At 72.4% G+C, this 12991-nt stretch carries 11 protein-coding genes; 5 read left to right on the top strand and 6 right to left on the bottom strand.

Features of this window, described 5'->3' with window-relative positions; genetic code table 11:
- Nucleotides 1-73: 73 nt before the first annotated feature.
- Both HS041_RS23585 and HS041_RS23580 read left to right on the top strand, forming a co-directional pair.
- Nucleotides 74-1510, top strand: a complete 1437-nt coding sequence (locus HS041_RS23585; RefSeq protein WP_196442987.1) for a flavin-containing monooxygenase — start codon at nt 74-76, stop codon at nt 1508-1510.
- 128 nt (nt 1511-1638) lie between these two features.
- The gene (locus HS041_RS23580) at nt 1639-2679 is read left to right on the top strand and encodes a dipeptidase (protein WP_307845429.1); all 1041 of its coding nucleotides are present in this window, start codon (nt 1639-1641) and stop codon (nt 2677-2679) included.
- Nucleotides 2680-2770: 91 nt separating this feature from the next.
- Here HS041_RS23580 and HS041_RS23575 read toward each other — a convergent pair whose 3' ends face one another.
- Nucleotides 2771-3595: an NmrA family NAD(P)-binding protein gene (locus HS041_RS23575; RefSeq protein ID WP_196442986.1), complete on the bottom strand. Its 825-nt coding sequence runs from the start codon at nt 3593-3595 to the stop codon at nt 2771-2773.
- A 94-nt stretch (nt 3596-3689) separates the two neighbouring features.
- Between HS041_RS23575 and HS041_RS23570 the strand changes: the two genes are divergently transcribed.
- On the top strand, nt 3690-4646 hold the full coding sequence (locus tag HS041_RS23570) for an AraC family transcriptional regulator (RefSeq protein ID WP_196442985.1): 957 nt from the start codon (nt 3690-3692) through the stop codon (nt 4644-4646).
- On the opposite strand, the gene HS041_RS23565 is transcribed toward HS041_RS23570, so the two are convergent.
- From HS041_RS23565 to HS041_RS23550, 4 genes are all read right to left on the bottom strand, one after another.
- Complete coding sequence (locus HS041_RS23565) at nt 4633-6105, bottom strand: AMP-binding protein (protein ID WP_196442984.1); 1473 nt, start codon at nt 6103-6105, stop codon at nt 4633-4635. The two genes, HS041_RS23570 and HS041_RS23565, sit on opposite strands and share 14 nt — an antisense overlap.
- A 12-nt stretch (nt 6106-6117) precedes the next feature.
- Nucleotides 6118-7194 carry an acyl-CoA dehydrogenase family protein gene (locus tag HS041_RS40150; protein WP_196442983.1) on the bottom strand — a complete coding sequence of 359 codons (1077 nt, stop codon included), beginning with the start codon at nt 7192-7194 and terminating at the stop codon, nt 6118-6120.
- Nucleotides 7195-7225: 31 nt separating this feature from the next.
- Nucleotides 7226-8455 carry an acyl-CoA dehydrogenase family protein gene (locus HS041_RS23555; RefSeq protein ID WP_196442982.1) on the bottom strand — a complete coding sequence of 410 codons (1230 nt, stop codon included), beginning with the start codon at nt 8453-8455 and terminating at the stop codon, nt 7226-7228.
- 63 nt (nt 8456-8518) lie between these two features.
- Nucleotides 8519-9421, bottom strand: coding sequence for a DMT family transporter (locus tag HS041_RS23550; protein WP_196442981.1), 903 nt, complete (start codon nt 9419-9421; stop codon nt 8519-8521).
- Between the two features lie 226 nt (nt 9422-9647).
- Here HS041_RS23550 and HS041_RS23545 point away from each other — a divergent pair, with 226 nt between their 5' ends.
- Together HS041_RS23545 and HS041_RS23540 are read left to right on the top strand one after the other, a co-directional pair.
- A complete protein-coding gene (locus HS041_RS23545) occupies nt 9648-10640 on the top strand; it encodes an AurF N-oxygenase family protein (RefSeq protein WP_196442980.1) in 993 nt (330 codons plus the stop codon).
- Nucleotides 10637-11470, top strand: a complete 834-nt coding sequence (locus HS041_RS23540) for an SDR family NAD(P)-dependent oxidoreductase (RefSeq protein ID WP_196442979.1) — start codon at nt 10637-10639, stop codon at nt 11468-11470. Before HS041_RS23545 ends, HS041_RS23540 begins: the two co-directional genes overlap by 4 nt.
- 129 nt (nt 11471-11599) lie before the next feature.
- On the opposite strand, the gene HS041_RS23535 is transcribed toward HS041_RS23540, so the two are convergent.
- Nucleotides 11600-12988 (bottom strand): cellulase family glycosylhydrolase, encoded by a 1389-nt coding sequence (locus tag HS041_RS23535; RefSeq protein WP_307845428.1) that lies wholly within the window; start codon nt 12986-12988, stop codon nt 11600-11602.
- Between the last annotated feature and the right edge of the window lie 3 nt (nt 12989-12991).

Below are 12991 nucleotides of genomic sequence, written 5' to 3'. Positions count from 1 at the left end.
GCGGACCTGTTCCCGGGCGGGCACGGATCGCCTACTGTAAGTGGATCCTGACTTCCCCCCGGAGGGCTGCGCAATGAGTCCTACTGTCGCGATCATCGGTGCCGGGTTCGGCGGGCTGTGCATGGCCATCCGGCTGCAGCAGGCGGGCCTCCGCTCCTACACGGTCTTCGAGAAGGGCCACGACGTCGGGGGCACCTGGCGCGACAACACCTATCCCGGGGCGGGCTGCGACATCCCCTCCCACCTCTACTCCTACTCCTTCGAGCGGTACTCCAGCTGGACCCGCCGCTACCCGGGCCAGCCGGAGATCCTCGCCTACCTCGAGATGTGCGCCGACAAGTACGGCCTGCGCCCGCACATCCGGCTGGACACCGAGGTCGTCTCGGCCGCCTTCGACGAGGCGCTGGGGAAGTGGCGGGTGCGCACGGCCTCCGGAGAGGAGCTGTTCGACGTGGTGGTCTCGGCCGTGGGCCAGCTCAACCAGCCGCACCTGCCCGACCTGCCGGGGATGTCCTCCTTCGCGGGCCGATCCTTCCACTCCGCCCGCTGGGACCACTCGGTGGACCTGACCGGCAGACGGGTGGCCGTGATCGGGAACGGCTCGTCGGCCGCCCAGCTCATCCCGCCGGTGGCCGAGGCCGCCGCGCATGTGGACGTCTTCCAGCGGACCCCCAACTGGGTGATCCCCAAGCCGGACGCCGTCTTCGCCCCCGCCGCCCGGGCCGCCTTCCGCCTTCCGCTCCTGCAGCGGGCCTACCGCGAGTGGATCTACCGCTACGCCGAGGGCACCCTCTACCGGGCCCTCACCGGCGGGTGGAGCACCGGCCTGCTGCGCAAGCGCGCCCTGGACCACCTGCACGCCCAGATCCCCGACCCGGAGCTGCGGGCCAGGCTCACCCCGGACTACCCGGTCGGCTGCAAGCGGGTCATCATCGACAGCAGGTTCTACCCCGCGCTGGCCCGGCCGGACGTCGACGTCGTCACCGACAGGATCGCCCGGATCGTCCCGGAGGGTGTGGAGACCTCGGCCGGCCTGCGGGAGGCCGACGTGATCGTCTACGCGACCGGCTTCCGGAGCACCGACTTCCTGTCCCCGATCGAGGTCACCGGCAGGCAGGGCCGCCGCCTCGGTGACGAGTGGAAGGACGGCGCCGAGGCCTACCTCGGCATCGCGGTGCCGCACTTCCCGAACCTGTTCCTGCTCTACGGGCCGAACACCAACCTCGGCCACAACTCGATCGTCTTCATGATCGAGTGCCAGGTCCGCTACATCATGGGCTGCCTGCCGTACCTGGCGGACCGCGGACCGATGGAGGTGCGGCCCGAGGCGATGGACTCCTGGCGGCGGAGCCTGGAGCGGGCCATGGGCGGCACGGTCTGGCAGGCGGGCTGCACGAGCTGGTACAAGAACGCGGCGGGCCGGGTGACCAACAACTGGCCGGGCCCGACCCCCCTCTACCGGCGGCTCACCCGTACCCCGCGCCCGGCGGCGTTCCACTTCGCGCGCTGAGCGGCGGCGGTACGGCCCGCGCGGGTGAGGCCGCGCAGACGCCGGGCGCGGGTGGGAGCGGGGGTGCCGCCGCGACGCGGGGCCGGTAGTGTCCCGGGCACAGCCACCCCGCGAGGAGGGACCCGCCCGTGTCCGCCGCTGCCGACCTCCACCACGACGCCGTGGTCGCCGACACCCACAACGACCTGCTGATGGGAGTGACGGCCCGGCCTCCGGAGCGGTGGGCGTCGTTCTTCCGCGAGCGCTGGCTGCCCCAGCTCCGCGAGGGCGGGGTGGACCTGCAGGTGCTGCCGGTCTTCGTCGACGAGCAGTACCGGCCCGAGGGGGCGCTCCGGCAGACCCTGCGCATGATCGAGTGCGCGCACACGCTGGCCGAGGGCAACCCCGACGAGGTACGGCTCTGCACCGACGGCGCCGAGGTCGACGAGGCGCTCGCGGAGGGCAGGATCGCCCTGGTCCTGGCGCTGGAGAGCATGCCGGGCCTGGACGCGAGCGTCGAACTGCTGCCCACGCTGCACCGGCTGGGCGTGCGGATCGCCTCGATCGCGCACTGGGGCCGTACGGCTCTGGCCGACGGCAGCGGTGAGGACGCCACCGGGAGCAGGCTGACGGCGGCGGGCGTGGCGGTGGTCCGGGAGATGGAGCGACTCGGCATGATCTTCGACATCTCCCACCTGGGCGCCTCGGGGGTCGAGCACGTACTGGAGCTCGCCGGCCGCCCGGTCATGGCGACGCACTCGGCGGCCCGGGCCCTGCGCGACCACCACCGCAACCTGACCGACGAGCAGATCCGGGGCGTCGCCGCGACCGGCGGCGTGGTCTGCGTGAACTTCCTGGCCGCCTTCCTGTCGGAGGACCCGGCCGAGTACACGGTGGACCGGCTGGTGGACCACATCGCGCACGTCGCGGGGGTCGCCGGGATCGACCACGTCGGACTCGGCCCCGACTTCGTCCGCGAGGTCCTGCACGACGTGACCCCGCCCTGCTGCGAGTTCACCGTCAGCGGCCTCGACGCGATGGCGGCCGTGCCCGGCCTGGACGGGCCGCGCGGCCTGCCCCTGCTCACCGAGGCGCTGGACAAGCACGGCTTCGCCGAGGAGGAGATCGTCAAGATCCTGGGCGACAACGTGCTGCGCCTGTTCCGCGCGGAGCTGGGCCGGCCCGCCTGAGCCGGGGCCGGCCCCGCTCCCGGTCACGTGACCGGTTCTCCGCCCGGCTCCGCACCCGGCTGCGTGACGGCTCCGCACCCGCGAGGGCCCGTCAGTCCTTCCAGACGCCGGTGGCGGCGGCCTCCACCGCGTAGTCGGCGAAGTCGCGGGGCGGGCGGCCCAGCGCGCGCTGGACGCCGTCGCCCAGGCTGGCGTTGCGGCCGTCCAGGATCTCGGCGAACATACCTGCCAGCATCTCCGCCTCCCCGGCCGGCACGCCGTACTCCACCAGCGTGGCCGCGTAGCCGTCGGCGGACACCGGCACGTACCGGACCTCCCGCCCGGACGCCCTGGAGAGCTCCGCGGCCGCCTCGGCGAAGGTCAGCAGCCGGGGGCCGGTCACCTCGTAGACCTGGCCCGCGTGCCCGTCCCCGGTGAGCGCCGCGACCACGACGTCCGCGATGTCCCCGGCGTCGACGAACGGCTCGGCGACCTCCCCCGCCGGGAGTGCGATCGTGCCGCCGAGCACCGGCTCCAGCAGGTGGCCCTCGTCGAAGTTCTGGGCGAACCAGCTCGCACGCACCACGGTCCACTCGGCGCCGGAATCCCGCACCGCCTCCTCGCTGCGCAGGGCCGCATCCTCGCCCCTGCCGGACAGCAGCACCAGGCGGCGTACGCCGGCGCCCACCGCCCGCCGGGCCAGCTCGCCGACCGCCTCCACGGCTCCGGGGGCCGTCAGGTCGGGGTAGTAGGTGATGTACGCCGACTCCGCGCCCCGCAGCGCGGGATCCCAGGTGGCCGGATCGGCCCAGTCGAACGGCGGGTTCCCCGAGCGGGAGCCGGCCCGCACCGTCACGCCGCGTTCCCGGAGCCGGTCGGCCACCCGCCGGCCCGTCTTGCCGTTGCTTCCGATGACCAACGTCGTCTTCTCTGTCATGACCCCAGTGAACCCCGTTCACCATGAGACGCTCCATGGCCGAGATGCTCAATTCCATGTCTGTTCGTCTATCTCGTGATCTATGCTGGGCGGCATGGACGCACTGACGGGGCTCCTGGACGGGCCGAGGGCGCGGGAGGCGTTCCTGCTGCGCGCGATGCTGAGCCCCCCGTGGTCGGTGCGGATCGAGGACCGGGCGCCGCTCTCCCTGACGGCCGTGGTCCGCGGCGAGATCTGGGTGATCCCCGACCGCGGCGAGGCGGTGCTGCTGCGCCCGGGGGACGTGGCGATCACCCGCGGTCCCGACCCCTGCACCTTCGCCGACGACCCGGCCACCCCTCCCCAGGTCATCGTCCATCCGGGGCAGCGCTGCACCAGCCCGGAGGGTGAGGACCTGTCCGAGGCGATGACCCTGGGCGTGCGGAGCTGGGGGAACGACCCGGACGGGCAGGTGGTGATGCTGGTGGGCACCTACCAGCCGCACTCGGAGATCAGCCACCGGCTGCTGCGGGCGCTGCCCGCGCTGCTGGTCCTGCCCGGCGAGTCCCTGGACAGCCCGCTCGTCCCGCTGCTCGGGCAGGAGATCGTCAAGGACGAGCCCGGCCAGGAGGTCGTCCTGGACCGGTTGCTGGACCTGCTGCTCATCGCCGTCCTGCGCGCCTGGTTCTCCCGCCCGGAGGCCGAGACCCCGGCGTGGTACCACGCCCTCGGCGACCCGGTGGTGGGCCGGGCGCTCCGGCTGATTCACACCCACCCGGCGCGGCCCTGGACGGTGGCCGGGCTCGCCGCCGAGGTGGGCGTCTCCCGGGCCGCCCTGGCCCGTTCCTTCACCTCGCTGGTCGGCGAGCCGCCCATGGCCTACCTGACGGACTGGCGGCTGACGCTCGCCGCCGACCTGCTGCGCGGCTCCGACGCCACCGTGGGCGCGGTGGCCGCGCGGGTCGGATACGGCAGCGCCTTCGCACTCAGCACCGCCTTCAAGCGCGTGCGCGGCGTCAGCCCCCAGGAGCACCGCAGGAACGCCGGCGCCGAGCTGATCAGCTCTCCGTGACGCCTCCGGACAGATACTGCTCGCGGACCTTGGACCGGGAGAGCTTCCCGGTGGGGGTGCGGGGCAGTTCCTCGCGGAACTCGATCACCCTCGGGTGCTTGAAGCGGGCGATGCGCGGGCCGAGGTGCTCCAGCAGCTCCTCCGCCGGAGGCCGGGGGCCGGGCACGGCCTGGACGAGCGCGACCACGACGTGGCCCCACTCGGCGTCGGGCACGCCGATCACCGCGACGTCGGCGACCGCCGGGTGCTCCAGCAGCGCCGCCTCGACCTCGGCGGGGTAGATGTTCACCCCGCCGGAGACGATCAGGTCGGTACGGCGGTCGCAGAGGAACAGGTAGCCCTCCTTGTCCAGGAAGCCGATGTCGCCGGGGGCGTACCACTCCCCCCGCATGCTGGCGGCCGTCTTGCCGGGGTCCTTGTGGTACTCGAAGCCGCCGAGCCCCGACTTGACGTAGATCATGCCGGGCTCGCCCGGGGGGAGCTCGGCCCCGTTCTCGTCGAGAATCCTCGCCTCGAACGTCGGGACCGGCCGGCCGACCGTGCCGGGGCGCTCCAGCCACTCGTGCGGCTTGACGGCGAAGGCGATGGCCGACTCGGTGGAGCCGTAGTACTCGTACAGGACCGGCCCCCACCAGTCCATGATCCCCTTCTTGACCGCCACCGGGCAGGCGGCTCCGGTGTGGACCACCTGGCGGAGCGAGGACACGTCGTAGCGCGCCCGGACCTCCGGCGGCATGAGCAGCATCCGGTGGAACATGGTCGGCACCATCATGGCGTTGGTGACGCGGTACCGCTCGACCAGCTCCAGGATGACGGCCGGCTCGAACCTGGGCGCGATGACCAGCGTGTGCCCCAGGTGCAGCGCGAAGGCGGTGTGCGCGCACGGGGAGGAGTGGTACATCGGCGAGGTCACCAGGTGGACCTCGTCACCCGGCCGCAGGTCGCAGACCTCCCCGAGGAACCAGGTGTAGAGCGGGACGGCCGCCTCCGGCTCGGCCCCGGTCAGCGGCCTCCGCACCCCCTTGGGGAAGCCGGTGGTGCCCGAGGTGTACCACATCACGGCGCCGGCGGTCCGGTCGGCGGGCTCGGTCTCCGGCTGCCCCTCGGCCAGGGCGGCGGCTCCTCCCGAGTCGGGGGTGACGACCAGCCGGGCGTCGCTGTCGCGCACGATGTAGTCGATCTCGCTCTGTGTGAGGTGCCAGTTGACCGGGACGTAGTACAGCCCGATCTGCCCGGTGGCCATCAGCATGGTCACCGCGTCGATCCCGTTTGGCAGCACGCCCGCGATCGCGTCCCCCCGGCCGAGCCCGCGTGCCCGCAGCCCGTGCGAGATCCGGTTGACCCGGACGAGCAGCTCGCCGTAGGTCGTCACCGCGCCGTCGGTGTCGATCACCGCCCGGCGGTCCGGGTCGGCCTGCGCGATCCGGTAGAAGCCGGGCAGCCCGCTGATGTCGGCCATGGGTTCTCTCCTCTACAGCTCCAGCAGGTCGGCGAGACGGGTGCGGTGGGTCCGAGCCGGGCCGAGGAGCAGTTCGTCCGCCTTGGCCCGCTTGTAGAACAGGTGGGCGTCGTGCTCCCAGGTGAAGCCGATGCCGCCGTGCAGCAGGAGGCTGTCGCGGGCCACCTCGAAGCAGGCCCGGCCCACGTAGACCTGGGCGAGCGCGGCGGCGACGGGCAGCTCCGCGGGGTCCTCGTCGGCGGCCCAGGCGGCGTGGCGGACGATCGACTCGGCCTGCTCAAGCTTGCAGTGCATGTCGGCGAGCCGGTGCTTGACGCCCTGGTAGGAGCCGATGACCCGGTTGAAGGCGACCCGGATGCCGCTGTAGGCCACGATCGCCTCCAGCGAGGCCCGCAGCACCCCGAGCTGCTCGGCCGCCACCGCCACCGCCAGGAGGTCCCGCGCCCTGGCCAGACCGGCCGCGTCGCCCTCGGAGAGCACCCGGCCCGTGGCCCCGCCGAAGGTCACCCTGGCCTGGCGGCGGGTGGGGTCGAGCGTGGTGAGCGCCTCGCGGGTGACGCCCTCGCCGCCGGCCTCGACCGCCACCAGCACGGGGCCCTGGGCCGCGGCGGCCTCGACCAGCAGCACGTCGGCGTCCATGCCGTTGATCAGTTGCGGCACGACGCCGCTCAGCGCGGCCCGCCCGTCCCCGCTCAGCGCGTCGGCGGTCACGCCCGAGGCGGGGGCGAACCCGGCGGTCACGCGGCCTCCGGCGATGCCGCCGAGCAGTTCCTTGTCGGGCGCCTGGACCTGGGTGAGCGCGATGGCGGCGGCGGTGGTGGCCAGGAACGGTCCCGGCAGCAGCGCCGCCCCGGTCTCCTCGAGGACGACCGCGAGTTCGGCGTACCCGGCCCCGGCTCCGCCGCACTCCTCGGGGATGATCAGTCCGCAGAGTCCCAGCTCGCCGCCGAGCCGCCGGTAGACGGCCGGGTCGTGGCCCGTCTCCGACTCCATCGCGGCCCGTACGGCGGGCAGCGGCGAGGCGGCGGCCAGGAAGCCTCGGACGGCCTCGCGCAGCTCCCGCTGCTCCTGGGTGAGCACGAGTTTCACACGAACCGCCCTTCCGCGGTGGTCGCCGGCGTCACGAGGAGGACCCGCTCGTCCTCAGGTCCCTGAACGGCACGTTCTTGTCGGTGCGGGGCTCGGGGGGCAGGTTCAGCACCCGCTCGGCCACGATGTTGCGCATGATCTCGTTGGTCCCGCCGCCCAGGGCCATGGCGGGGGCGAGCGCGATCGCGTTGGCCAGCCGTGCGCCGCGCTCGCCCCCGTCACCGCCGCCCCCGTCGCCGGAGTACGCGACGGCCTCCGGCCCGGCCAGCGAGGTGGCCAGGTCGGCCTGGAACAGGGTCAGCTCGGCCAGCAGCAGCTTGGCGGCGCTGCCCCGGGCGCCGGGGAAGATCCCGGCCCTGGTCTCCTGGGCGAGCCGCTGGTTGAACAGGGCGAGGGCGCGGGAGCGGACGTAGAGCTCGACGAGCTGGTCCCTGATCAGGGGGTCACCGGTGCCGCCCGCGTTGTCGGCGAAGGCGGCGCGCAGCGCCTCGAAGGCGGCCGGGTTGTCCTTCTGCCCGCTCATGCCGACCCCGCTGGAGATCGACAGGCGCTCGTGCAGCAGGGTCGTGACCGCGCAGCTCCAGCCGCCGCCCACCTGCCCGACCAGGTTCTCGGCCGGGATGTGCACGCCGTCGAAGAAGATCTCGTTGAAGTGGGCGCGGCCGGTCATGTCCCGCAGCGGCCGGACGGTGACGCCGGGGGCGTGCATGTCCACGATGAACATCGTCAGGCCCTTGTGCTTGGGCACGTCCACGTCGGTGCGGGTCAGCAGCAGGCCCCAGTCGGCGTGCTGGGCCACGGAGGTCCAGACCTTCTGCCCGTCGACCACCCAGCCGCCGTCGGTGGGGACCGCGCGGGTCTGCAGCGCCGCGACGTCGCTGCCGGCGCCGGGTTCGGAGAAGAGCTGGCACCAGATCTCCTCGCCGCGCAGCAGCGGCCGGACGTACCGGCGGCGCTGCTCGTCGGTGCCCAGGTCGACCAGGGTCGGCCCGCACATGCCCAGGCCGATGGAGAACACGTAGGTCGGCAGCGTGAAGGCCGCGGCCTCGGCGGCGAATGCGCGGTCCTCGGCCTGGGTCAGGCCCTGGCCTCCCCACTCCTCGGGCCAGGTGATCCCCGAGTAGCCCGCGTCGTACAGCTTCGCCATGAACGCCTTCGCCGCGGCGACTCCGCTCTCGTCGGGGGTGCCCTCGGCCCTGGCGTCGGGGGCGTTGGCCTCCAGCCAGGCCCTGGCCCGCCGCCGGTAGTCCTCAAGATCCATGCCCGCTCCAATCAGTGCTCACTTACTCTAACGAGCGGGCGATCAGCCGTACAGAGCATTGCTCTATTGAGATCGCGCCCGGAGCGTCCGCCCGCCGGGCAGGACCACCAGGAGCATCGCCCCGGCGATCAGCCCGCCGCCGAGGAAGACGGTCCAGGTGAGCGACTCGCCGTACACCAGGGTGGCCAGGGCGGTCACCCAGATCGGCTGGGCGGACAGGATCACCGCCGCGGGCACCGGCGGGACGTGGACCTGGCCGAACGAGCGGGCCAGGAACCCCAGGGCGCAGGCCACGATCGACAGGTGGCCGAGGATCCCCCAGTCCGCGGGGGTCTCCGGGAGGGTCAGCCCGTCCGGTACGGCGAGCACCCCCGTCATGACGGCGATGACGCCGAGCTGGATCACCGCGATCGCGTAGGCGTCCTGGCGTCCCCGGTCGAATGCGCCGAGCACCAGGGTGTGCGCGGAGTACAGCACCGCGGACAGCAGGGTGACGACCAGGGCGGGCAGGGAGATGTCGGCGCCCTCGGCCCCGCGCAGCAGGGTGAAGACCGTCATCGCGGCCATCGCCAGGGCCACCGCCGCCCAGGTCCGCCCCGAGAGCCTGGCGCCCAGCACGACCAGCCCGAGGACCGGGGTGATCACCACGTAGGACCCGACGGTGAACCCCGAGACCGACGAGGGCAGGTCGTGCAGGGCCACCGCCTGGGCGGTCTGCCCCACCCCGAACAGCAGGCCGAGCAGGATGCCGGTCAGCCAGGTGTTCTCCGGCAGCCCCCGCAGGCAGCTCGGGCGCAGCACGAGCAGCGCCAACGTGGCCAGGGCGTACCGCTCGGCGACCAGGTCGGCGACCGGGATGCGCTCGATGAGGTCTTTCATCAGCGGGAAGGCCGACCCCCAGGCGGCGCTGACGAACAACAGGAGCACGGCTCCCACAAGGGGCCGGGGAGCGGTCGCTGCTGTCATAAGGGAAGAGTGGCATCACCGCGAGCAACCGAGAGCTGACGCGGAGGATCGGGAGTGGACTGAATACAACCCTGAGTTAAGGACATCCCTCCGGCATGAGAGACCTCTCACCCCCAGACGGCTCCCGAGCTACGCAGAGTGACGGACGTCACACCCCCCAGAGGACTTCCCGGCCTATTGGATTCTCCGTACAATTACGGAGCAGGACATCCGATGGGAGTGCACGATGACACCCGCTCCGAGCACCACCGCCGCCAGAGAGAACGACCAGCAGGTCGCGGAGAAACGCGCCTACGAGGCGGTCATCGAGCGCCTCTCGAAGGCCTCGGTCGACAAGCACTGGGAGCCCTACGTCGACATCCCCTGGGACGACCCGGACTTCCTGGTCCGCCAGGACGACCCGCGCTGGGAGCTGCCCGGGGTCGACAAGCTGGGCGGCCACCCGTGGTACCGGGCCCAGCCGCCCGAGGTCCGCGCCAAGATCGGTCTCTGGCGGGTGGCGACCGCCATGAAGATCGGCCTGCAGTTCGAGAACCTGCTCAAGCGCGGCCTGCTCAACTACGCCTACCGGCTGCCGAACGGCTCCCCCGAGTTCCGCTACGTCTACCACGAGACCATCGAAGAGGGACATCACGGGATGATGTTCCAGGAGTTCGTCAACCGCACGAAGCTTCCGATCCGCGGCATGCCCGGCCCGCTCAGCCTGCTCGCCCAGGTCGCCCCGTGGATCCCGCTGATCTCCACCGAGCTGTTCTTCATCTTCGTGCTCGGCGGCGAGGACCCGATCGACCACGTGCAGCGCAAGACCCTCAAAGAAGGTCAGATCAAGCACCCGCTTGAGGAGACCATCATGCGCATCCACATCGCGGAGGAGGCCAGGCACATCTCCTTCGCCCGCCACTACCTGCGCCGCAGGGTTCCCCGGATGCCCCGCTACCGCCGCTTCGTGCTGGGGCTGGTCTCCCCGGTCGTCCTGGGCCTCATGGCCCGGATCATGCTCTCCCCGCCCGGACCCATGATCAGGGCGTTCCGCATCCCGGACCAGGTCGTCAGGGAGGTCTACACCGACAACCCCGACGCCGCCGCGGAGATCCGCGACTCGGTGGGCAAGACCCGGGAGCTCTGCGCCGAGCTGGGCATGATGAACTCGCTCCAGCGCAGGGTCTGGAAGATGATGGGCATCTACGACGACCCCCCTACCAGGAAAGCGGCGCGGTGAGCGGACCATCTGAGAGCGGCGGGGCCCGGCCCGGGGCCAGGACGGCGATCGTGACGGGGGGCGCGTCCGGCATCGGCCGGGCGGTCTGCCGCGAGCTGAGCAGACGCGGCGTGCACGTGGTCGCCGCCGACCTCGACGAGGCGGGGGCCGAGCGCACGGCCAAGGAGTTCGGCTGCGCGAGCGCCCGGCTCGACGTCACCGACGCGCAGGCCGTACGGGAACTCGTCGAAAGGGTGCGAGGCGAGCGCGGGCGACTCGACTTCGTGTTCAACAACGCCGGGATCGCGGTCGGCGGCACCACCGAGGAGCTCACCCTCGACCACTGGAACCGTACGATCGACGTGAACCTGCGCGGCGTGGTGCACGGCGTGCACGCCGCCTACCCGATCATGGTGGAGCAGGGTCACGGCCACATCGTCAACACCGCCTCGCTGGCCGGGCTGACCCCCGCCCCGCTGATGCTGCCGTACACCGCGACCAAGCACGCGGTGGTCGGGCTCTCGCTCGCGCTGCGGGCCGAGGCCCGGACGCACGGCGTACGGGTGAGCGTGGTCTGCCCCGGCTTCACCGACACCCCGCTGCTGGACCACGCCAACCCCGGCCTGCCGCAGACCGCGACGGGTGCGGGCGCCCGCGAGTCCGCGACCAGGACCATGGGACGGCTCTACTCCGTCGACGCCCTGGCGGCGGACATCATCAAGGGCGTCGCCCGCAACCGGGCGCTCATCGTGGCCCCGGCCTCGGGCCGCCTGGCCTGGCGCGGGGTACGGCTCTCGCCCTCGGCCGCGGTCCGGGTGGCCGCGCTCGCCGTCCGGCGGCTGCGCGGCTGAAGCGCCGCCCGGTCCGCGCGCCCGGTCCGGCGGTGCGGCCGGCGGTCGCGCGGCCGGGCCCGCCGAGCGGCGTACGGCCGTCCGGGATCCATGTCGGGTTGCCTCCCGGACGGCCGTGCGTCCCCGCTGTCAGCGCTCTCCGGAGGCTCCCAGGTTCCCGGCGAGCAGCTCGATCAGGGGCTCACGGCGCACACAGGCCGACAGCGCGAACGAGTCGGCCAGCGCGAGCAGCTCCTCGTCGGACAGGCCCTTGAACAGGGCCGCGTACTCCGGCAGCAGCGCCTGCGCGAGCAGGATGTGCCGGATGAGGTCGTCGGTCTGGTAGCGGGCGCCCCACGGGTAGGGGTCCCAGTCCGGGAACTCGGTGACCACCAGCTCGTGCAGCGGTGCCAGGACGCCGGCCGACTCCTCCATGGTGGAGCCCCACCGGTCGGCGCCCAGCCGGTTCTTCTTGGCGATGAACGGCCCGAACCGCTCCAGGTACGGCCCGGCCGGGTCCGGCGTCACCAGGCCCTGCAGCCCGACGTCCTTGTAGGTCCAGAGCGACCAGCCGGCCCCGTGCGCGTCATAGATCTCCAGCTGGTCGCGGAGGATCTGGTAGCGCTGGGCGTCCACCTCCGGGTCCCCGGTGTAGACGGGGCCGAACTCCCCCACCCAGATCGGCGTGCCGGTCTGGCGCTGGAAGACCGTTCGCTTGTCGAAGGTCCGCTCCAGCCGCTCCCGGTCCACCCACTCGCCCCGGGTGTGGCCGGGGTACGGCCCGCCGTGCGCGAAGCCGGCCAGGGCGTAGTCGTGGCAGACGAAGACGGTGTTCTCGTAGAGCTCGCGGAAGACCGAGAAGTCGGTGGAGTAGGTGTTGCCGTCGAGGAAGAGCACGTGGTGCGGGTCGGCGGCGCGCACCGCCTTGACCAGCCGGTCGTAGAACGGGCCGACCGCGCGGCCGGTGGGGTCGCCGGGCTCGTTGACCGGGTTGTACCCGGCCACCCAGGGGTTGTCCTTGTACCGGTCCGCCATGACCTCCCACAGGTGGACCACCCGATCCTGGAAGTGGCGGTGCCGCCAGAAGGAGGCCACGTGCGTCGGGTTGTCGGAGTGCCAGTGCTGGTTCTGCGCGCCCGGCACCGCGTGCAGGTCGATCACGCTGTAGATGCCGTACCGGCCGAGCAGGTCGATCACCCGGTCCAGGTGGCGGAAGCCGTGCTCGATGATCTCGAGAGGCCGCTCGTCGGACTCGAAGTGGTGGTAGTTGACCGGGATCCGCACGCAGTTCATGCCGATCTCGCTCAGGAGCGCCGCGTCGGCCTCGGTGAAGAAGGAGGTCAGCAGCCGGTCGAAGAACAGCTCGGCGCGGTCCTCGCCGATCGCCTCCGCCACGGCCTCGCGCATCGCCGACTCGTTCGCGGGGTAGCCGGTGATGAAGTTCTCCATGTTCATCCAGCCCCCGAGGCCCACTCCGCGCAGCCGTACCGGGGTGCCGTCGGCGGTGACGAGGTGGGTTCCGGACACATGCAGGGTCACGCG

The sequence above is a fragment of the Planomonospora sp. ID67723 genome (genome assembly GCF_015711605.1).
Classification (GTDB): Bacteria; Actinomycetota; Actinomycetes; order Streptosporangiales; family Streptosporangiaceae; genus Planomonospora_A.
Note: the sequence above shows the minus strand (reverse complement) of the source record. Positions and strands in the feature narration are given on the sequence as shown.

Excerpts from the sequence above, each read along its gene's own strand:
- HS041_RS23585 (WP_196442987.1), top strand. The coding sequence starts at position 74 with ATGAGTCCTACTGTCGCGATCATCGGTGCCGGGTTCGGCGGGCTGTGC.
- HS041_RS23545 (WP_196442980.1), top strand. The coding sequence starts at position 9,648 with ATGACACCCGCTCCGAGCACCACCGCCGCCAGAGAGAACGACCAGCAG.
- HS041_RS23570 (WP_196442985.1), top strand. The coding sequence starts at position 3,690 with ATGGACGCACTGACGGGGCTCCTGGACGGGCCGAGGGCGCGGGAGGCG.
- HS041_RS23555 (WP_196442982.1), bottom strand. The coding sequence starts at position 8,455 with ATGGATCTTGAGGACTACCGGCGGCGGGCCAGGGCCTGGCTGGAGGCC.
- HS041_RS23550 (WP_196442981.1), bottom strand. The coding sequence starts at position 9,421 with ATGACAGCAGCGACCGCTCCCCGGCCCCTTGTGGGAGCCGTGCTCCTG.
- HS041_RS23575 (WP_196442986.1), bottom strand. The coding sequence starts at position 3,595 with ATGACAGAGAAGACGACGTTGGTCATCGGAAGCAACGGCAAGACGGGC.
- HS041_RS23565 (WP_196442984.1), bottom strand. The coding sequence starts at position 6,105 with ATGGCCGACATCAGCGGGCTGCCCGGCTTCTACCGGATCGCGCAGGCC.